At 60.7% G+C, this 18,703-nt stretch carries 20 protein-coding genes; 9 read left to right on the top strand and 11 right to left on the bottom strand.

What is annotated here, in order from left to right; all coding sequences use genetic code 11:
- The first annotated feature begins 13 nt into the window (after positions 1 to 13).
- On the top strand, positions 14 to 436 hold the full coding sequence (locus E1K68_RS00995) for a hypothetical protein (RefSeq protein WP_034134140.1): 423 nt from the start codon (positions 14 to 16) through the stop codon (positions 434 to 436).
- Position 437: 1 nt separating this feature from the next.
- Here the strand turns inward: E1K68_RS00995 and E1K68_RS00990 are convergent, their stop codons facing one another.
- Positions 438 to 677, bottom strand: a complete 240-nt coding sequence (locus tag E1K68_RS00990) for a DUF1161 domain-containing protein (RefSeq protein ID WP_003187312.1) — start codon at positions 675 to 677, stop codon at positions 438 to 440.
- A gap of 149 nt (positions 678 to 826) precedes the next feature.
- Complete coding sequence (locus E1K68_RS00985) at positions 827 to 1,258, bottom strand: OsmC family protein (protein WP_003187311.1); 432 nt, start codon at positions 1,256 to 1,258, stop codon at positions 827 to 829.
- 220 nt (positions 1,259 to 1,478) lie between these two features.
- On the opposite strand from E1K68_RS00985, the gene E1K68_RS00980 reads away from it, so the two are divergent.
- On the top strand, positions 1,479 to 2,480 hold the full coding sequence (locus E1K68_RS00980; protein ID WP_212613675.1) for an LLM class flavin-dependent oxidoreductase: 1,002 nt from the start codon (positions 1,479 to 1,481) through the stop codon (positions 2,478 to 2,480).
- 56 nt (positions 2,481 to 2,536) lie between these two features.
- Here E1K68_RS00980 and E1K68_RS00975 read toward each other — a convergent pair whose 3' ends face one another.
- Together E1K68_RS00975 and E1K68_RS00970 are read right to left on the bottom strand one after the other, a co-directional pair.
- Complete coding sequence (locus E1K68_RS00975) at positions 2,537 to 2,764, bottom strand: DUF1161 domain-containing protein (RefSeq protein ID WP_078466262.1); 228 nt, start codon at positions 2,762 to 2,764, stop codon at positions 2,537 to 2,539.
- A gap of 116 nt (positions 2,765 to 2,880) precedes the next feature.
- Positions 2,881 to 3,096, bottom strand: coding sequence for a dodecin (locus E1K68_RS00970; protein ID WP_005783406.1), 216 nt, complete (start codon positions 3,094 to 3,096; stop codon positions 2,881 to 2,883).
- A 158-nt stretch (positions 3,097 to 3,254) separates the two neighbouring features.
- Between E1K68_RS00970 and E1K68_RS00965 the strand changes: the two genes are divergently transcribed.
- Positions 3,255 to 3,581, top strand: a complete 327-nt coding sequence (locus tag E1K68_RS00965) for a DUF883 family protein (protein WP_003187304.1) — start codon at positions 3,255 to 3,257, stop codon at positions 3,579 to 3,581.
- A gap of 8 nt (positions 3,582 to 3,589) precedes the next feature.
- On the opposite strand, the gene E1K68_RS00960 is transcribed toward E1K68_RS00965, so the two are convergent.
- On the bottom strand, positions 3,590 to 4,486 hold the full coding sequence (locus E1K68_RS00960) for a LysR family transcriptional regulator (protein ID WP_212613674.1): 897 nt from the start codon (positions 4,484 to 4,486) through the stop codon (positions 3,590 to 3,592).
- Between the two features lie 109 nt (positions 4,487 to 4,595).
- Between E1K68_RS00960 and trpB the strand changes: the two genes are divergently transcribed.
- The 3 genes from trpB to E1K68_RS00945 all read left to right on the top strand — a co-directional run bounded on the left by trpB (position 4,596) and on the right by E1K68_RS00945 (position 8,620).
- Positions 4,596 to 5,822 (top strand): tryptophan synthase subunit beta, encoded by a 1,227-nt coding sequence (gene trpB, locus E1K68_RS00955; RefSeq protein WP_014716306.1) that lies wholly within the window; start codon positions 4,596 to 4,598, stop codon positions 5,820 to 5,822.
- Positions 5,822 to 6,631, top strand: coding sequence for a tryptophan synthase subunit alpha (trpA, locus tag E1K68_RS00950; protein WP_120247395.1), 810 nt, complete (start codon positions 5,822 to 5,824; stop codon positions 6,629 to 6,631). The genes trpB and trpA overlap by 1 nt, the downstream gene beginning before the upstream one ends.
- Before the next feature lie 330 nt (positions 6,632 to 6,961).
- Positions 6,962 to 8,620: a BBE domain-containing protein gene (locus E1K68_RS00945; protein ID WP_212613673.1), complete on the top strand. Its 1,659-nt coding sequence runs from the start codon at positions 6,962 to 6,964 to the stop codon at positions 8,618 to 8,620.
- Between the two features lie 34 nt (positions 8,621 to 8,654).
- Here E1K68_RS00945 and E1K68_RS00940 read toward each other — a convergent pair whose 3' ends face one another.
- The 6 genes from E1K68_RS00940 to E1K68_RS00915 form a co-directional block, all read right to left on the bottom strand.
- Positions 8,655 to 9,959 (bottom strand): MFS transporter, encoded by a 1,305-nt coding sequence (locus E1K68_RS00940; protein WP_003187298.1) that lies wholly within the window; start codon positions 9,957 to 9,959, stop codon positions 8,655 to 8,657.
- Between the two features lie 162 nt (positions 9,960 to 10,121).
- Positions 10,122 to 11,270, bottom strand: coding sequence for a galactonate dehydratase (gene dgoD, locus E1K68_RS00935; protein WP_003187297.1), 1,149 nt, complete (start codon positions 11,268 to 11,270; stop codon positions 10,122 to 10,124).
- Between the two features lie 48 nt (positions 11,271 to 11,318).
- On the bottom strand, positions 11,319 to 11,939 hold the full coding sequence (locus E1K68_RS00930; RefSeq protein ID WP_003187296.1) for a 2-dehydro-3-deoxy-6-phosphogalactonate aldolase: 621 nt from the start codon (positions 11,937 to 11,939) through the stop codon (positions 11,319 to 11,321).
- Position 11,940: 1 nt separating this feature from the next.
- A complete protein-coding gene (locus E1K68_RS00925) occupies positions 11,941 to 12,900 on the bottom strand; it encodes a 2-dehydro-3-deoxygalactonokinase (protein ID WP_003187294.1) in 960 nt (319 codons plus the stop codon).
- Positions 12,901 to 13,076: 176 nt separating this feature from the next.
- Positions 13,077 to 13,403: a DOPA 4,5-dioxygenase family protein gene (locus tag E1K68_RS00920; RefSeq protein WP_003187292.1), complete on the bottom strand. Its 327-nt coding sequence runs from the start codon at positions 13,401 to 13,403 to the stop codon at positions 13,077 to 13,079.
- Positions 13,404 to 13,433: 30 nt separating this feature from the next.
- Positions 13,434 to 14,384 (bottom strand): LysR family transcriptional regulator, encoded by a 951-nt coding sequence (locus tag E1K68_RS00915; protein ID WP_003187289.1) that lies wholly within the window; start codon positions 14,382 to 14,384, stop codon positions 13,434 to 13,436.
- A gap of 103 nt (positions 14,385 to 14,487) precedes the next feature.
- Here E1K68_RS00915 and betC point away from each other — a divergent pair, with 103 nt between their 5' ends.
- The 3 genes from betC (at position 14,488) to E1K68_RS00900 (ending at position 18,659) form a co-directional block, all read left to right on the top strand.
- Entirely contained in the window at positions 14,488 to 16,002 is a 1,515-nt protein-coding gene (gene betC / locus E1K68_RS00910) for a choline-sulfatase (protein WP_212613672.1), read from the top strand.
- Between the two features lie 18 nt (positions 16,003 to 16,020).
- Positions 16,021 to 16,935, top strand: a complete 915-nt coding sequence (gene choX / locus E1K68_RS00905; protein WP_003187286.1) for a choline ABC transporter substrate-binding protein — start codon at positions 16,021 to 16,023, stop codon at positions 16,933 to 16,935.
- Positions 16,936 to 17,090: 155 nt separating this feature from the next.
- Positions 17,091 to 18,659: a SulP family inorganic anion transporter gene (locus E1K68_RS00900; protein WP_034134134.1), complete on the top strand. Its 1,569-nt coding sequence runs from the start codon at positions 17,091 to 17,093 to the stop codon at positions 18,657 to 18,659.
- Positions 18,660 to 18,703: the final 44 nt, after the last annotated feature.

The raw sequence follows: 18,703 nt of genomic DNA, 5'->3' as shown, positions 1-18,703 counted from the left end.
TTGAGTACCTGCCATGCGCCAGCTTTTGCTTCCCGTCGCCGCTGTGTTCCTCAGCGCTTGCGCCTCTACCCCCATCCCCCCTGTGGACCCGCAGCAGGCCTGGGTCGATTTCACTACACCGACGCCGGGCTCCAAGTTGGTGATGGCTCAGCGCCTGGACGGGAAAAACCTCGACGACGGGCGCTTTTTTCAAATGCCTCCCGGCCCTCACGAGCTGATGGTGCGCTTTGACTTTGAAGTGCCCGCCGGCGGCGGTTTGGGTGGCCTCAGCCAGATGATGTATCGAACCTGCTTCATGACACTGCAGTACGACCACTTTCAGGCCGGCCAGCGCTATGTGCTGGAAGGGCGCTCACTGGCGTTCACGCCCAACATCCGGCTGTACGACTCAACCCGCCAGTTATTGGCCGAAGAGCGCAGCGTGAACTGCATCTGAGTCAGTCGTTGTTCTTTTGGTAGATGATGCGCTTGGTGCCGTTTTCGCACGAACCAACAATCATGGCTTCATCATGGTTCTTGGCTTCTTCGGCGGTGATGATTTCCAGGGTGTAGGACGGAATCGCCTTGGCCTGGATCTTCACTTCGATTTCTTTCCTGAGCTCTTCACAATCTTTTGGCGCGGCCACGGCCGAAGTGGCCAATACACCGCAGATGATTGCCAAGGCAAAACGTTTCATGTGTGGAGCTCCCTGAATGCGCTGCGCACGAGTGTGCGCCTAGGCTGCATGGGCTATTCGACCACATTTTGCAAACACGAGTTCTAATTTAACGCAGAACTAAAATGTGGGAGCAGGCTTGCTCGCTCCCACATAAGATTACTGCTGTGTCAGTTGACCAGCGTGGCATCCAACGTGATGGTTGCATTCAACACCTTGGACACCGGGCACCCTTCCTTGGCCTTTTTGCTCAGTTCATCGAACTGCGCCTGGCTTGCGCCTGGGATTTTGGCCTTCAGGATCAGGTGCACTGCTGTAATCGCAAAGCCGCCCTCGACCTGGTCCAGGGTCACTTCGGCCTGGGTGTCGATGCTGTCAGCCTTGAGCCCAGCGTCGCCGAGAATCATGGAAAACGCCATGGAGAAACAGCCGGCGTGAGCTGCGCCGATCAGTTCTTCAGGGTTGGTACCCTTGCCGCCCTCGAAACGGGCCTTGAAGCCGTAGGGCGCTTCGCGCAGCACGCCGGTTTCCGTGGAAATGGAGCCCAGGCCAGTCTTCAGGTCGCCTTCCCAATGCGCGGATGCCTTTTTAACGATACTCATAGCTTTCTCCTCGAACGGTGGTTTTGCGTCGGTAAGGGTTCTGAGGATAGACGCCCCGGCAAAGTTCATCTTGTCGGAAAAACCTAGCAATCCAGTAGGAAATTTCAGACCCTCCTATTGAATCTCGGGTATATGCCCTCATTGCATAGAACATGCACATGCAGCGGCAGGTTTTGGCTCGTTTACAAAAGCCTGTGCGCCCTATTGGAGAAGCAGGCTTATGAAATCGCTGTCCGACGTAAAATTTTCGACCCTCGACCTGGTGCCCGTACGCGCCAACGGCAGCCCGGCGCAGTCGCTGCGTAATTCCCTGGACCTGGCCCAGCATGTGGAGAAGTTCGGCTACCACCGTTTCTGGGTAGCCGAGCACCACAATATGGACGGTATCGCCAGTTCGGCCACCTCGGTACTGCTCGGTTACCTGGCAGGCGGCACCTCGACCATCCGCGTGGGTTCCGGCGGCGTGATGTTGCCTAACCACGCGCCACTGGTGATCGCCGAGCAGTTCGGCACCCTGGAAAGCCTCTACCCTGGCCGTATCGACCTGGGCCTGGGGCGCGCCCCCGGTTCCGACCAGATGACCGCCCGCGCCCTACGCCGTGAACGCTCCGGCAGTGCCGATGACTTCCCCGAAGATGTGGCCGAGTTGATGGCCTACCTGGGCCCACGTACGCCCGACCAACGGGTTATCGCGGTACCGGGCACCGGCACCAATGTGCCGGTGTGGCTGTTGGGTTCGAGCCTGTTCAGTGCGCAATTGGCCGGTGAGCGGGGCTTGCCTTACGCCTTCGCCTCGCATTTCGCACCGCGCTTGATGCATGAGGCGATTCGCGTGTATCGCAATCACTTCAAGCCTTCAGCCGTGCTGGATAAGCCCTACGTGATGCTCGGCATTCCGCTGGTGGCGGCCGACACCGATGAGCAGGCCGATTACCTGGCCACCTCGGTGTACCAGCGTATTCTCGCGTTGATGCGCGGCCAGAGCCTGGTGCAGCGCCCTCCAGTCAAAACCATGGACGGCCTGTGGTTGCCCCATGAAAAAGACGCGGTTGGCAGCTTCCTCGGCCTGGCCATGGTGGGCAGCCCGTCGAAGATTCGCGGCAAGCTGGAGGTGTTGATCGAGCAGACCGGCGCCGATGAGCTGATTTTTACCAGTGACCTGTACGAGCACGCCGATCGGATTCATTCCTACGAGCTGCTTGCACAAGTGATGAAGGGCTGAAATTCAGGCGAAAAAACCGACGCACTTGCGTCGGTTTTTATATCCACAACACGAGATTAACCGCGCTTGTAGGCAATTTCCTTGGTTCCACCTTCGCAAGTGCCAACTACTGTGTGGTCACTTGGCGTAGCACCTTTGTCCACCACTTCCAGCGAATACCCCGAAGCACCCTTGGCGTCGATTTGCGCGGCAATTTCGCTTTTCAGCTCTTCACAAGGCTTGCCCGCCGCCATAGCGGTACCCGCAATGCTCAACAACCCTACCGCCAACAGAAACGTCTTCATCCGTTACTTTCCTTGCGCTGATCAAAAAGAGCGTGCCGACGCTCATCGCGTCGGCACCCGTTGTTTGTAGCGCAGGTTATGGCAATCGGCCAGCGGGCAAAGTTCAACTCTGCCGATCAACTACTGGCAATGCGGAATCCCACTTTGAGCGTGACCTGGAAGTGCGCAGCCTTGCCATCCTTGATGTGACCACGGGTTTCGGTCACCTCAAACCACTCCAGATGCTTGATGCTTTTGTTGGCTTCGGCCAGGGCATTGTTGATCGCGTCTTCGATGCTGGTGGTGGAAGAGCCTACCAGTTCGACTTTCTTGTACGTGTGATGATCACTCATGGCGTTTCTCCTTATAGGTCGTCAATCAAGACTAGCAGCGAATGTGCGTACTGCTTCAGGCGACCGTTGGGAGGCGAAAGTTCAGAATTACTGCACTTTCTGAAACCGGCGCAGTCGGTATCTACACACGCCACTCAATCACTTCAGGAGATGTCCACATGGCCAACACTTCTTTACGCAAAGCGTCGCTGGAAAGCATGGAAGCCGAGATTTCGAGCCTGCTCAAATCTCTGGAGAGCCTCAAGGACGACGCGTCCGATGAGTCGCGCAAAACGCTGAAGGCCTTGAAAAGCAATGCCGAGAACGCGCTCAAGCACTCTCGTCACCTGATCAGCGACGCCTACGAAGAAAGCAAAGTCAAAATCCGTGAAACCAGCGCTGCCACCCGTGACTACGCTCAAGAGCACCCATGGACGACCGCTGGCGTCGCCGTTGGCGCACTGGGCCTGCTGGCGGCTTACCTGCTGTGCAAGCGCGGTGACTGATTGACCGGTTACATCGGTTGGCGCAACAGCTCAGCCTTGAGCCATTGCGCCAACTGCCCGGCGCGCCCATCTGCGGCGCGCTTGGGTAGCCACAACGCCAGGTGCGCCGGGGTTTCACTGAACCCCCACGGCGCCACCAGGCGACCCGCTCGCAGGTCTTCTGCCACCAGCGGTTCTGGCGCAATTGCCACGCCCAACCCGGCAACCGCCGCTTCCAGCAAATAATACAAATGCTCAAACCCCTGGCCGAGTTTCAACGCGCCGGGCTCGATGCCGTGTTGCCGTGCCCAACTGGGCCAGGCCTGCGGCCTTGAAGTGGTGTGCAGCAAGGCTTGCTCGGCCAGTGCCGACGCCGGAGCCTGGCGCAGCTGTTCAAAATCGGCGAAGCGTGGGCTCATAACCGGGCCGATACGCTCGCTGGCCAGCTCATACACCTGCATATCCGCTGGCCACGGCGGCTCAGCGAACACCAACAAGGCATCCAGCCCGGGGCGGCGCGGGTCCAGATCGCCTTCGCCCGCCGAGAGGTGCAGGCGCAAATCCGGCAAGTCGGCATTCAACCGCCCCAGGCGAGGGATAAACCAACGCGCCAGCAAACTACCGGAACAGCCAAGTACGAAAGGTGCATCGGCGCCGCGCTGGGTCAGTTCGGCGCACACGTCGCGTAAACGCTCGAAAGCTTCCGCGCTCGCGTCGCGAAGCCTTACCCCCGCATCTGTGAGTTTAAGGCCGCGCCCGTCCTTGACGAACAAGCTCACGCCCAAGTGCTCCTCCAGCACTTTCAGCTGGCGGCTGACGGCGCCGTGGGTCACGTGCAATAGCTCTGCTGCCTGGCTGACGCTGTTCAGGCGGGCGGTGGCTTCAAAAGCGCGCAGGGCGTTGAGGGGAGGGAGGTCGCGGCTCATCTGTGAGTTTTCCTGACAGGTTGCGGCGATCTTATCGGTTTTCAGGCCAAGGCGTCACGCGTAGAGTGACCGTCATTGCCTTTAAACACATTCTTTCCTGGAGCGTCCCATGACTCAGTCCCAGACCGATCTACGCAACGGCCCTGATGCCAACGGCCTGTTTGGTGCGTTCGGTGGCCGCTACGTCGCTGAAACCCTGATGCCGTTGATCCTCGACCTGGCCCGCGAATACGAAGCGGCCAAGGTAGATCCGGCGTTTAACGAAGAATTGGCTTACTTCCAGCGCGACTATGTCGGGCGCCCAAGCCCGCTGTACTTCGCAGAACGCCTCACCGAGTTCTGCGGCGGCGCCAAGATCTACCTCAAGCGCGAAGAGCTCAACCACACCGGCGCGCACAAGATCAACAACTGCATCGGCCAGATCCTGCTGGCCCGGCGCATGGGCAAAAAACGCATCATCGCCGAGACCGGCGCCGGCATGCACGGCGTGGCCACCGCCACCGTGGCGGCGCGCTTTGGCTTGCAATGCGTGATCTACATGGGCACCACCGACATCGAGCGCCAGCAGGCCAACGTGTTCCGCATGAAGCTGCTGGGCGCCGAAGTCATCCCTGTGGTCGCCGGCACCGGCACCCTCAAAGACGCCATGAACGAAGCCCTGCGCGACTGGGTCACCAACGTCGACAGCACCTTCTACCTGATCGGTACCGTGGCCGGCCCACACCCATACCCGGCAATGGTGCGCGACTTCCAGGCCGTGATCGGCAAGGAAACCCGTACCCAGTTGCAAGCCCAGGAAGGCCGCCTGCCGGACAGCCTGGTGGCGTGCATCGGCGGCGGTTCCAACGCCATGGGCCTGTTCCACCCGTTCCTGGATGACACCAGCGTCGAAATCATCGGCGTTGAAGCAGCCGGCCATGGCATTGAAACCGGCAAGCACGCCGCCAGCCTCAACGGCGGCGTTCCCGGCGTGCTGCACGGCAACCGCACCTTCCTGCTACAGGACGACGACGGCCAGATCATCGACGCCCACTCGATTTCCGCAGGCCTGGACTACCCCGGCATCGGCCCGGAACACGCTTGGTTGCATGACATCGGCCGCGTCCAGTACACCTCGGTGACGGACGACGAAGCCTTGGAAGCCTTCCACAAATGCTGCCGCCTGGAAGGGATCATTCCTGCCCTGGAAAGCGCCCACGCCCTGGCTGAAGTATTCAAGCGCGCGCCAAACCTGCCCAAGGATCACCTGATGGTGGTCAACCTCTCGGGCCGTGGCGACAAAGACATGCAGACCGTGATGCACCATATGGAACAGTCCAAGCAGGAGAAACACTGATGAGCCGCCTGCAAACCCGCTTTGCGCAACTCAAAGAACAGAACCGCGCCGCCCTGGTGACCTTCGTCACCGCTGGCGACCCCGGCTATGACACTTCGCTGGCGATCCTCAAGGGCTTGCCGGCCGCCGGCGCCGACGTGATCGAACTGGGCATGCCCTTCACCGACCCGATGGCCGACGGCCCGGCCATTCAACTGGCCAATATCCGCGCTCTGGGCGCCAAGCAGAACCTGTTGAAAACCCTGCAGATGGTTCGCGAGTTCCGCCAGGACAACAACGACACCCCGCTGGTGTTGATGGGTTATTTCAACCCGATCCACAAATATGGCGTGTCGCAGTTCATTGCCGATGCCAAGGCAGCTGGTGTCGACGGCCTGATCGTGGTGGACATGCCGCCTGAGCACAATGGCGAGCTGTGCGACCCGGCCCAGGCTGCAGGCATCGACTTTATCCGCCTGACCACGCCAACCACCGATGACGTGCGCCTGCCCACTGTGCTCAATGGCAGCTCCGGGTTTGTGTATTACGTGTCGGTCGCCGGTGTAACCGGGGCCGGTGCCGCCACCCTGGAACACGTCGAAGAAGCCGTGACCCGCCTGCGCCGCCATACCGACCTGCCGATCAGCATCGGCTTTGGTATCCGCACGCCGGACCAGGCAGCGGCCATCGCACGCCTGGCAGACGGGGTGGTAGTGGGTTCGGCGCTGATCGATCACATCGCCACGGCCAAGAACGACCAGCAAGCCATTGATGGCGTGCTGACGCTGTGCACGGCGCTGTCGGAAGGTGTGCGCAACGCACGCAAGTAACTGCCTGTTCGGTCGGTGATCGGACTGTTCAAACATCACCGATTTATACGCTAGGCTTCAAAAGGGGGCAGGCATCTCGCCTAATGTGTAGGAGCGAGCTTGCTCGCGAAAAACTTACAGGCGCCGCGTTCATTCAGCGAGCACGCGTTATCGTTGACGTTTTTCGCGAGCAAGCTCGCTCCTACACAAGGCTAGGCATCGCGTCTCTCCTTTTTAACGCACTTCGTGCCCTTTGCCGTCTAACCACCTTCGCAAGCCCCGCAGTCCTTGCCCCTCGGTCGTTAAGTTAGCCGCATCAGAAGTCATTCTTGTCTCTTTAAGGAGTACATCATGGCATTTGATCTCGTCACTGTTTCAGACCGTCGCCACTCCACCCTGCAAAAGGGTTTCAATCTGCGCTGGCCCTTGGGAAATGTGCAGGGCCAGTCTTCGCCCAATGGCGCCAACCTGGTTTACCTGTGCCGCAGCCCCCAAGACATCATGGACGCCGCCGCCCAGGCATTGGCCCTGCCCAATGGACGCATCACCGTACGCAGCGGCGGTCACTGCTATGAGGGGTTTGTCGCCAACAAGATGCCCGACAGCCCGGATGAGATGCTGTCGATCCTGGATATCAGCGCGCTGAGCCAAGTGGTGTACGACGCCAGCGGGCAGATCGGTTCCGAACTGAGCCCGACGCAGCCCTTTCGCTACCGCTTTCGCCTGGAGGCCGGCAGCCAGATCTGGGACAGCTATAGCGAGTTGTACAAGCGGGCCAACAAGACCTTGCCCGGGGGCTCCTGTTATTCGGTCGGATTGGGCGGGCACATTTGCGGCGGCGGCTACGGTCTGCTGTCGCGCAAGTATGGACTGGTGTGTGACTGGCTCAGCGGGGTCGACATCCTGGTGCCTGACAGCCAAGGCAAAGGGCTCGAACCGCGCCATGTCAGCAGGGACAGCACCCAACAGGACGAATTGGACCTGTTCGCCGCGTGCTGCGGTGCTGGGGGTGGTCAATTCGGCATTATCACCAGTTATTACTTCAAGGACCTGCCACCGGCCCCCAAAGAGGTGCTGTGGCTGGTGTTGGAATGGGACTGGTCAATACTGACCCAGGATGCACTCGAAAGCTTGCTGGTGGCTTACCAGCTGTGGTTTTCCAGCCATCAGAGCAACCCAGATACCTGGGGCCTGGCGACCAAGCTGGAAATGCGCCATCAGCACACAGGCAATATCACGCTGGGCTTCCATTATGTGGATAAGGACGGCGAACTGAACGACCGCGCGCCGTTTGATGATTTTGTCGAAAAGATGCTCACGGCCATCGGCTTACCCGCTACCGAGTCGCTGGTGCCGTTTCATGTGGTCCATTTGCCGCCTGGCACAGCCCGCGGGCGCCCCATCGACTCAGTGTCATCCGCCCAGGCTGCGGCGCGGCGCCTGGATTGGCTGGTGTGCCAGCAAACATTGAATGGTTCGGGAGACAACCAGCGTGGGCGCTATAAGTCGGCCTACCAGAAAGGGGAGTTCAGCCCTCAAGTGCTACAGGCCATCTGGACTACCCTGACATGGCCAGACCCTGACAACCACCTGACACAAAGCCTGATCCAGATTCAGTCCTTCGGCGGCCAGATCAACGCCGCCAGTGCGCCAGTGCGCAAGGAGTCGTCGGCCGCCCAGCGTTCGTCCTTCCTCAAGTGGCAACCTCAGTGTTACTGGCGCGGCGACAGCGCCGCCGCGGACCAAGCCCATGCTGACTGGATCCGAGGGCTGTACTTCAACGCGTTTGCGGATGCTCAAGGTGTACCGCTCAACAACGCGTTCGAAGGCTGCTACATCAATTACCCCGACCTCGACATGACTTACGCAGGGGGTAATCCGGCCAACGGCAAAAACCCCCAGTGGTACAAAATATTCTTTCCCGACCTGATGATCGAAAGCCGCTTGCGCCGTACCAAACAGCGCTGGGACCCGCGCAATGTATTTCGCAACGAGATGTCGGTGCCGTAGAACGAAAAAAGGGCGACCCGCAGGTCGCCCCTTTTTACAGCTCGATCCGCTCGACTTTGCCGACCAGCAATATGTAGGAAAGCGCGCCAAGCAACGCCAGTACTGCAATGTAGGTAATGGCCGGCGCAAACGATGAGCCACTGGCCAGAAAACCAATCACGATAGGCGTGGCAATCGCCGCCAGGTTGCCAATGAAGTTGAACACGCCCCCGGTCAGCCCCAGCAAACGGGCAGGCGCCAAGGTCGACACCAACGACCAGGTGATCGACGCCAGGCCATTGCCGAAAAACGCCACCGCCAGAAACGCGATGACCCACCCCGTCGAGTCCACATAGTTGGCCCCGATGATCGCCGTGGAAATCAGCAGCCCGCTGATGATCGGCAACTTGCGCGCAAAGCCCACCGACGCCCCACGACGAATCAGCCAATCGGAAAACACCCCCGAACACAGCACGCCCACAAACGCGGCCAGGAACGGCAAGGAGGCCAGCAAGCCAGACTGGATAAAGTCCATGCCACGATATTTCACCAGGTACGTCGGGAACCAGGTCAGGAAGAACCACAGCGTGGAGTTCAGGCAAAACTGGCCCAGGTAGATGCCCCACAGCTTGCGCTTGCTCAGCACGATGCCCAGGTCCGTCCAACTGAAGGGTGCCTTGATGGTTTTAGCCTGCATGTCCACCAGCCCGCCACCGTCGCGGATCAGTTGGATTTCAGCTTCGTTGGCGCCTTTGAAGTCTTTGGGCTCGCGGTACACCGCATACCAGATCGCGGCCCATAGGATGCCGACGCCACCGGTTACCACAAACACCATGTGCCAGCCGTACTGATGTTGCAGCCACGCCAGTACCGGGGTGAGGAACGCCAGGCCGACGAATTGCCCAGAAGTGTAGACGCCGATAGCCGTGGCGCGCTCGCGCTCGGGAAACCAGGTGGTGACCACGCGGCTGTTGATGGGATAGGCCGGTGCCTCCAACGCGCCAACGGCCATGCGCAGCACGAACAGCGCGATAAAGCTGGCGGCGAAACCGAGCATTACGGTGGCAATCGACCACAGCAGCAGGGCCGCCGTGTAGAGAATGCGCGGCGGCACCCGGTCTACCAACCAGCCACCCGGGATTTGCATGGCGGCGTAGGTCCAGCCGAAGGCAGAGAAAATCAGCCCGACTTGCACCGGGTCGATCCCCAGCTCGCTGGTCAGCGCCGGAGCGGCAATCGACAGGTTGCTGCGGTCGAGGTAGTTGATAACCACGGTGATGAACAGCAGCACCATGATGAAAAAGCGCTTTCTGCTAGGCGTGACTAAAGAAGCCTGCCCGGTGAGGGATTCAGGGTGCATGGGGGTGCCTCTTTTTATATTTGTTGAGGAAGGAACGCGCTCAATGTGGGAGCTGGCATGCCTGCGATGGCGGCATGACTGGCACCGCTGCGGTGACTGGCCCACCGCCATCGCAGGCAAGCCAGCTCCCACCTTTTTTAGCGCGTTTCAATCAGGTGGAAATCACCACTCGGCAAAGCTGCCATCGGCATGGCGCCAGATCGGGTTGCGCCAGCGATGGCCGATGGCCGCGCGCTCAACCACATACTCTTCGTTGATCTCAATGCCCAAACCCGGGCCGTTGGGGATCTTCACAAAGCCCTGGTCATAGTCGAACACGCCCGGGTCTCGCACATAGTCGAGCAGATCGTTGCTTTCATTGTAGTGAATGCCCAGGCTCTGCTCCTGGATAAACGCGTTGTAGCAAACCGCATCCAGTTGCAGGCACGCCGCCAAGGCAATCGGGCCCAGCGGGCAGTGCAAGGCGAGGGCCACGTCGTAGGCTTCGGCCATGTTGGCGATCTTGCGGGTTTCGGTGATACCGCCCGCGTGGGAGGCGTCCGGCTGGATGATGTCGACGTAGCCTTCGCTGAGCACGCGCTTGAAATCCCAGCGCGAGAACAGGCGCTCGCCCAGGGCGATCGGCGTACTGGTCAACGGTGCCAGTTCTTTGAGCGCTTCGTAGTTTTCGCTGAGCACCGGCTCTTCAATGAACATCAGTTTGTACGGGTCGAGCTCTTTCATCAGCACCTTGGCCATCGGCTTGTGCACCCGGCCATGGAAGTCGACGCCGATCCCCACGTTAGGGCCGACCGCATCGCGCACGGCAGCGACGTTGGCCAGGGCCAGGTCGACTTTTTCGAAGCTGTCGACAAACTGCAATTCTTCGGTGCCGTTCATTTTTACCGCCGTGAAGCCACGGGCCACCGCCTCTTTGGCAGCACGGGCGGTGTCGGCAGGGCGGTCACCGCCGATCCATGAATACACGCGGATTTTGTCGCGCACCTGGCCGCCCAGCAGATCGCTGACCGACACACCGAGGGCCTTGCCCTTGATGTCCCACAACGCCTGGTCGATGCCGGCGAGGGCGCTCATGTGCACCGCGCCGCCTCGGTAGAAGCCGCCGCGATAGAGCACGGTCCAGATATCTTCGATGTTGCGTGGGTCTTTGCCGATCAGGTAGTCGGACAGTTCTTCGACGGCAGCGGCCACCGTGTGAGCGCGGCCCTCGACCACAGGCTCACCCCAGCCGGTCACACCCTGGTCGGTTTCGACCTTGAGGAAGCACCAGCGCGGCGGAACGATAAAGGTCGTCAGTTTGGTGATTTTCATCTCTTGTCTCTCTTATAGATGCAGCGCCTGTGGGCGCGGAATGTGCTCTCAGCCGAGGGCTTTCCAGGCGGCGACATACGCCTGGGCACGGCTCGCAACCTGATCCACTGTCATGCCCGGCTTGAACAGCCCGGAACCCAATCCGAAGCCCTTGGCGCCGGCGTCGGTAAACACCTGCATGTTGTCCGGGGTGATGCCGCCCACCGGCAGCAGCAACGTGCCCGCCGGCAATACCGCCAGCCATGCCTTGATCACTGAAGGGCCCATTTGCTCGGCCGGGAACAGCTTCAACACATCGGCGCCTTCGGCCAGTGCGGCAAAGGCTTCGGTGGGCGTGGCTACCCCAGGGGACAAATACAGGCCCGCCGCTTTGGCCGCACGCAACACCTTGGCATCGCTGTGGGGCATGACGATCACCTGGCCTCCGGCCGCCTTGACCTGCTCGACCTGCTCAGGCGTCAACACCGTGCCAGCACCGATCAGGCAATCGGCGGGCAAGCTGTCGCGCAGGGTGCGGATGCTGGTGTAAGGGTCTGGCGAGTTGAGCGGCACTTCGATCACGCGAAAACCCGCGTCGTACAGCACTTGGCCGACCGCCTGGGCTTCGTCGGGGCGTAGGCCGCGCAGGATGGCGATCAAACCGTTTTGTGCGAGTGCTTGCTTGAGCATGTCAGGCCTCCAGTAAAGGTCGAGTAAGCCCGGCGGCTTGCGCCAGTTGCCACAGGCCACGCTCGGTGGCTTCTTGCGCCAGGCTGACGTGGGCAAAGCCGCAAAGGGCGAGGGCGCGTTGATAGCGGGCGCAGAGTGGAGCAGCGCCGACCAGGATGATCGGCTGGTGTTTGGCGGAATCTGGCAGGCCGACGAGTTCATGGCCGATGAGCAAGCCGGACAGGTAATCGGGTTGCTGGTCGGGCGCCAGCTGCGCAGTGAGCCCAAGGGTACGGGCACTGAACAGGGTTGAGAGCACGCCACGCTGGCCGTCGTTGGACAGCGCCACGTGCACGCCTCGATCAAACGCCTCGGCCTGGAACTGTTCGCTGGCCTGTTGGGTGCGCCCCAGAATGCTGTGCTTGCTCAACACCGCAAACACTTCGCCGGTCATGAAGGTATCGAAATGGGTAATGCGGCCTTCCACCACCTCGACCCATTTGGAATGGCTGCCGGGCAGGCCGATCAGCACCTTGGGCCCAAGCCCTTGCAGTACGCCGAGCACTTGGGTTTCTTCGCCGCGCATCACATTGGGCAGCCCCACTTGCTCGATCACCCCCGGCACGATGTGCACCTGCACCCCGCGCAGGCTGCGTATGCCATGCAACGCCTGGCCAAGGCTGGCGACATCCACAGGCGTGCTGCGATAGGCCGCCTCGCTCCAACCCTGTGCGCTGCCGACCATGCCGCACGCGATCACTGGCAGCCTGGGCTGGGCGTCGAGCCAATCGCCGCAGGCGCTATCGAACGCCAGTTCAAAGCCGTCGGTGCACAGCACACCGGCAATTTCCCGAGGCTCTGTGGGCAAGTGCATGATGCCGGTAGCCAGCGAGCGCTGTTCCAGCACAACGCCCGCGGGGCCGAGTTTGTAAGCACGAAGGGAGCTGGTCCCCCAATCGAGCGCGATCAATTGCGCCTGCATCGCTTCACCTGAAATGAGTGGGTGCTGAAAAAAGCAGATGGGCGAATATAAACCTACGGCGCAGAACATCTCAATATATAAATATCAATCCCATATAATGAGAAAAGGCAAGATAAATCCTACAACTCTTCCTGTTTTTACTTAGGGAAAGACGCGGGTTAACCGGGTAAGAACGCTTAAAAAATCGACAGGTCCAGCTCGCGCATCGCACCCATCCAAATGGCGTAATCGGTGTGGTCCTTGAGGTCATCACCGGTTTCCGGGTGCAGGAACACCACCAAACCATTGCGATGCAGCGCCAGCCACGGCAATACCACGCCGATATATTCCGGCTCGAACGCCAGTTGGCAACTCCAATCCGGGTGCGGGCCCACCGGCCGCTCATGCACGCGGCCCATGCGCAACGGGAACAGCCTGGCGGCGTCTTCACAGAGCGTGCGCGCCTGCTCGATCGTACTGGCGTCGAAGTAGATATGGGCGTGGTAGCCCTTGATACGTTGCATGACTGACTCCGGTTCCACTGTGCGCCGATCCTAGACCGCAATCGACGGCAGGGCCAGCCCGGTCAACGACTGCGCACTGCTGGCCTGTTCCGCCACCAGCCACTCGACAAAGCGGTCCACCAACTGACCACGGCGTTTGCGCTGGGGCTGCACCACGTAATAGCCAAATCGCGACGTCACCGTGGGGCTGATCGGTCGGCACAACCAATTCTGCTCCAGCAGGTTATCCACCAGGTGGCGCCAGCCGATGGCGACACCCTGGCCGGCAATCGCGGCCTGGATCAGCAAGGTGTAGTTGTCGAAGCGCAATTGCCCAGGGGTCGGCGCAGCGGTGATACCCAGTTCGCGGAATACGCCGTTCCAGTCGAACCACTGGCTGTTGTTTTCCTGGCGCAGGTGCAGCAACGGGCAGCCTTGCAAGGTCTGCACCGTCAGGGGCGCAGCTTGCTCCTTGAGCCACTGCGGGCTGCACACCGGAAACACCTCCTCATTGAACAACCACAGGCTCTCGCCCTGCTTGAAACGGCCATCGCCGAACAACACCGCCACATCAATATCGCTGCGCAGAGTGGCGTGGTTGCGCTCACTGGTGACCAGGCTGACATCCACCTGCGGGTTGGCCTGGTGGAAGCGATGCAGGCGCGGCATCAGCCAATAGGCAGCGAAGGCGAAGTCAGTGGCGACTTGCAGCACTTCATGCTGGCTTTGTTGAGTAATGGCGCCGAGGCCCTGGTTGATGTTCTGCAGGCCGCCTTGCACATGCTCGAACAGCAGGGCGCCAGCGTCGGTCAGTTCAATGCCGCGATAAATGCGGTCAAACAGGCGGATCGCCAGTTGCTCTTCGAGGCGTTTGATCTGCTGGCTGACCGCCGGTTGGGTGGTGCCCAGTTCCATCGCGGCAGCGGTGAAACTGCGATGGCGTGCCGCTGCCTCAAAGGCGCGCAGCAAATCGAGAGAGAGGTCACCCAGCGCTTCATACATAAGCTCAACTTATCCTAGTCATTGCCGCGTATGGGCTTTACCCATGTATTGATGGACCGCATGCTCATTCGCATAAACACCGCCTATGGAATGCCGAGAAACCATGAAGCACAAGAACATTCTTTTCATCATGGCCGATCAGATGGCCGCGCCGATGCTGCCGTTCTACGGGCCTTCCCCGATCAAGCTGCCCAACCTCAGCCGCCTGGCGGCACAAGGTGTGGTGTTCGACGCCGCCTATTGCAACAGCCCATTGTGCGCACCGTCGCGCTTCACCTTGGTAAGTGGCCAATTGCCGAGCAAGATCGGCGCCTACGACAACGCCGCCGATTTCCCCGCCGATGTACCGACCTATGCCCACTACCTGCGTCGCCTCGGCTATCGCACTGCGCTGTCGGGCAAGATGCACTTCTGCGGCCCCGACCAGTTGCACGGCTATGAGGAACGCCTGACCAGCGACATCTACCCCGCCGACTATGGCTGGGCGGTGAACTGGGACGAACCAGACGTACGCCCTACCTGGTATCACAACATGTCCTCGGTACTGCAAGCCGGCCCGTGTGTGCGCACCAACCAGCTGGATTTCGACGAAGAGGTGGTGTTCAAGGCTCAGCAATATCTGTTTGATCACATCCGCGAGGAGGGCGACCAGCCGTTCTGCCTGACCGTGTCGATGACCCATCCCCACGACCCGTACACCATTCCCAAGCCGTTCTGGGACCTGTACGCCGACACCGAGATTCCAATGCCCGCGACGCCGCCCCAGGCCGACCTTGACCCGCATTCCCAGCGGCTGCTCAAGGTCTATGACTTGTGGGACAAACCGCTGCCGGTGGATAAGATCCGCGACGCCCGCCGCGCCTACTTCGGCGCCTGCAGCTACATCGACGGCAACGTCGGCAAGCTGCTGCAGACCCTGGAAGACACCGGCCTGGCCGCCGACACCCTGATCATTTTCTCCGGCGACCACGGCGACATGCTTGGCGAGCGCGGCCTCTGGTACAAAATGCACTGGTTTGAAATGGCCGCCCGCGTGCCGCTGCTGGTCAGTGCACCGGGTCAGTTCGCCGCTGGTCGAGTCACTCAAGCCGTGTCGACCGCCGACCTGTTGCCGACCCTGGTGGAATTGGCCGGTGGCGAACTGGACCCGCACTTGCCGCTGGACGGCCGCTCACTGGTCCCGCACTTGCTAGGGCAGGGCGGGCATGACGAAGTGTTTGGCGAATACATGGCCGAAGGCACCATAAGCCCGTTGATGATGATTCGCCGGGGCGCCTACAAATTCATCTACAGCGAAGACGACCCTTGCTTGTTGTTCGATGTGCACAACGACCCGCGCGAGCAGGAAAACCTCAGCCAGTGCGCCGAACATCGTCCGTTGTTCGAGGCGTTCTTGCGTGAAGCGCGGGCTAAATGGGACATCCCGGCGATCCATCAACAGGTGCTCGCCAGCCAACGCCGTCGCCGCCTGGTGTTTGAAGCGCTGACCCAAGGCAAACTCAAGAGCTGGGATCACCAGCCACTGGTAGACGCCAGTCAGCAGTACATGCGCAACCATATCGACCTTGATGACCTGGAGCGCAAGGCACGTTTTCCACAACCCTGCCAAAACCAATAAGTAGACAGAGGGAAGGCCATGCAAAAGTTGACCGTGGTACTGAGTTTGGTGGTGCTCAGCAGCGCCCAGGTGTACGCAGACACTCGCTGCGAAACGGTGAAGATGGCCGATCCAGGCTGGAGCGACATTGCCGCCACCAACGCCATCACCAGTTTCTTGCTGACGGGCATGGGCTACCAACCCAAGGTCGACACCTTGGCGGTGCCGATCACCTTCGGCGGGCTGAAAGACGGCCAGGTGGATGTCTTCCTCGGCAACTGGATGCCGGCGCAGCAAGGCTTCTACGACAAGTTCGTGGCCAACGGCGATGTGGTGCAACTGGCGAAGAACCTGGAGGGCACCGAGTTCACCCTCGCGGTGCCGGACTATGTGTGGGAAGCCGGGGTGCATGACTTCGCCGACCTGAACAAGTTTGCCGACAAGTTCGACAAGAAGATCTACGGCATTGGCTCCGGCGCGCCGGCCAATATCTCCTTGCAGGAGATCATCAAGAAAAATGACTTCGACCTGGGGCAATGGAAGCTGATCGAGTCCAGCGAACAAGCGATGCTCGCAGAGGTCTCGCGAGCGGTGAAGAAACAGCGTTTCATCACCTTCCTCGGCTGGACCCCACACCCGATGAACGTGCAACTGAAAATGCGTTACCTCAAAGGCGGCGAGCAGTACTTTGGCGCTACCGGCAGCGTGTATACCCTGACCCGCAAGGGTTACGCACAAGCCTGCCCCAATGTCGGGAAACTGCTGACCAACCTGAGTTTCACCCAGGCCATGGAGAACAGCATCATGGCCGACGTGGCCAACAACAAGGTCAGCAATGCGCAGGCGGCGAAGGCGTGGATCAAGGCCAACCCGGCGGTGCTGGACCAGTGGCTGGAGGGCGTGAAAACCCTGGATGGCCAGGAGGCGTTGCCGGCGGTAAAGGCCAAACTCTGACGCTTGCCGCTGCCCCCTGTGGGAGCTGGCTTGCCTGCGATAGCATCATCCCGGTATGCCTGTCGCACCGAGGCGCCAGCATCGCAGGCAACCCAGCTCCCACACGTACCCATGCATATTGATACTCTTGCCAAAACCCTTTACCCGAGCCTGCGATGCCCCGGCCCACCCGCCATACACTCTTGCCCTTCCTGCGCTGGCTGCCGCGCCAAACCCGCGCCAGCGTCGGCCGGGATGCCATCGTCGGCCTCAGCGGCGCCGTGCTTGCGCTGCCGCAGTCAATTGCCTACGCATTGATCGCAGGTCTCCCACCCGAATACGGGCTCTACGCCGCCATCATTCCGGTATTGATCGCTTGCCTGTGGGGCTCGTCCTGGCACCTGATCTGCGGGCCCACGGCCGCCATCTCCATCGTGCTTTACGCCAGCGTCAGCCCATTGGCCGTGCCCGGCTCCCAGGACTACATCACCCTTATTCTGTTGCTGACCCTCCTCGCGGGCGTATTCCAGTGGTTGCTCGGCCTGCTGCGCTTCGGCGCCCTGGTGAACTTTGTCTCCCATTCGGTGGTGCTGGGTTTCACCCTGGGCGCCGCTGTGGTGATTGCCCTGGGGCAACTGCCCAACCTGCTCGGGTTGGATTTGCCCAGCCAGGCCACGGCCATCAACGGTCTACTGGCGCTGATCGATCATCGTGGCGAGTGGGATCAGGCATCCCTGGCCCTGGGGCTGGGGACGTTGCTGGCAGGCATGTTGCTCAAGTACCTGGTGCCACGCTGGCCCACACTGTTGATAGCCTTGGTGCTGGGCAGCCTGGTGGCATGGTTGTGGCCGGCGATGTTCGGGCATGTGGCACGGGTCAGTTCGTTCATCGGCAAACTGCCGCCGTTCAGCCCGTTGCCGATGGACCTGGACCTGGTGCTGCGCCTGCTGCCCAGTGCCGTGGCTGTGGGCATGCTGGGGTTGGTGACCAGCCTGTCGATTGCCCGCTCGCTGTCGGCCCGCTCGCAACAACTGCTCGACGCCAACCAGGAAGTTCGCGCCCAGGGTTTATCCAACATCGTCGGCGGATTTTTTTCCGGCTACCTGTCAGCCGGATCATTCACCCGCTCGGGCCTCAGTTACGAGGCGGGCGCCTGTTCGCCGCTGGCGGGGGTGTTTTCGGCCCTGTGGGTGGCGTTATTCGCGTTATTTGGCGCAGCGTTGATCGCGCATATTCCGATCCCGAGCATGGCGGCGAGCATCCTGCTGATTTGCTGGGGGCTGGTGGACCACCGCGGCATTCGCGCGCTGTTCCGGGTCAGCCGTGCCGAATTCGTGGTGATGAGCCTGACCTGCGTCGCCACCTTATTGTTGGAGCTGCAAACGGCCATCTATGCCGGGGTGCTGGCGTCGCTGTTTTTCTACCTCAAGCGCACGTCGCAGCCACGGGTTCAACACTGGCGCGACGGTGAGGCGGATGTGTTGCGGGTGGGCGGCTCGATCTTTTTTGGCGCCAGCCATTACCTGCAAGTGCGCCTGCAGCGCTTGCAGGGCGAGCGGGTGGTGATCGAGGCGCAGCAGATCAACTTTATCGACTATTCCGGGGTGGAGATGCTGCATCAGGAGGCGCGCCGGTTGGCGGGGTTGGGGCGTAGCTTGACGTTGCGTGGGGCCAGGCCGCAGGTGGTTGATGAGCTGAAAAAGCTCGACGGGCCCGATAACTGCCCCATCGACTTTGAAGACTGAACCCGATCAAAACTGTGGGAGCTGGCTTGCCTGCGATAGCGGTG

It is taken from the genome of Pseudomonas sp. B2021 (genome assembly GCF_018135665.1).
Classification (GTDB): Bacteria; Pseudomonadota; Gammaproteobacteria; order Pseudomonadales; family Pseudomonadaceae; genus Aquipseudomonas; species Aquipseudomonas lactis.
This window is presented reverse-complemented; position numbering and strand designations above follow the sequence as displayed.

Bases quoted from the DNA above. Each gene is read 5' to 3' on its own strand.
- E1K68_RS00995 (WP_034134140.1), top strand. From the start codon at position 14: ATGCGCCAGCTTTTGCTTCCCGTCGCCGCTGTGTTCCTCAGCGCTTGC.
- E1K68_RS00990 (WP_003187312.1), bottom strand. From the start codon at position 677: ATGAAACGTTTTGCCTTGGCAATCATCTGCGGTGTATTGGCCACTTCG.
- E1K68_RS00985 (WP_003187311.1), bottom strand. From the start codon at position 1,258: ATGAGTATCGTTAAAAAGGCATCCGCGCATTGGGAAGGCGACCTGAAG.
- E1K68_RS00980 (WP_212613675.1), top strand. From the start codon at position 1,479: ATGAAATCGCTGTCCGACGTAAAATTTTCGACCCTCGACCTGGTGCCC.
- E1K68_RS00975 (WP_078466262.1), bottom strand. From the start codon at position 2,764: ATGAAGACGTTTCTGTTGGCGGTAGGGTTGTTGAGCATTGCGGGTACC.
- E1K68_RS00970 (WP_005783406.1), bottom strand. From the start codon at position 3,096: ATGAGTGATCATCACACGTACAAGAAAGTCGAACTGGTAGGCTCTTCC.
- E1K68_RS00965 (WP_003187304.1), top strand. From the start codon at position 3,255: ATGGCCAACACTTCTTTACGCAAAGCGTCGCTGGAAAGCATGGAAGCC.
- E1K68_RS00960 (WP_212613674.1), bottom strand. From the start codon at position 4,486: ATGAGCCGCGACCTCCCTCCCCTCAACGCCCTGCGCGCTTTTGAAGCC.
- trpB (WP_014716306.1), top strand. From the start codon at position 4,596: ATGACTCAGTCCCAGACCGATCTACGCAACGGCCCTGATGCCAACGGC.
- trpA (WP_120247395.1), top strand. From the start codon at position 5,822: ATGAGCCGCCTGCAAACCCGCTTTGCGCAACTCAAAGAACAGAACCGC.
- E1K68_RS00945 (WP_212613673.1), top strand. From the start codon at position 6,962: ATGGCATTTGATCTCGTCACTGTTTCAGACCGTCGCCACTCCACCCTG.
- E1K68_RS00940 (WP_003187298.1), bottom strand. From the start codon at position 9,959: ATGCACCCTGAATCCCTCACCGGGCAGGCTTCTTTAGTCACGCCTAGC.
- dgoD (WP_003187297.1), bottom strand. From the start codon at position 11,270: ATGAAAATCACCAAACTGACGACCTTTATCGTTCCGCCGCGCTGGTGC.
- E1K68_RS00930 (WP_003187296.1), bottom strand. From the start codon at position 11,939: ATGCTCAAGCAAGCACTCGCACAAAACGGTTTGATCGCCATCCTGCGC.
- E1K68_RS00925 (WP_003187294.1), bottom strand. From the start codon at position 12,900: ATGCAGGCGCAATTGATCGCGCTCGATTGGGGGACCAGCTCCCTTCGT.
- E1K68_RS00920 (WP_003187292.1), bottom strand. From the start codon at position 13,403: ATGCAACGTATCAAGGGCTACCACGCCCATATCTACTTCGACGCCAGT.
- E1K68_RS00915 (WP_003187289.1), bottom strand. From the start codon at position 14,384: ATGTATGAAGCGCTGGGTGACCTCTCTCTCGATTTGCTGCGCGCCTTT.
- betC (WP_212613672.1), top strand. From the start codon at position 14,488: ATGAAGCACAAGAACATTCTTTTCATCATGGCCGATCAGATGGCCGCG.
- choX (WP_003187286.1), top strand. From the start codon at position 16,021: ATGCAAAAGTTGACCGTGGTACTGAGTTTGGTGGTGCTCAGCAGCGCC.
- E1K68_RS00900 (WP_034134134.1), top strand. From the start codon at position 17,091: ATGCCCCGGCCCACCCGCCATACACTCTTGCCCTTCCTGCGCTGGCTG.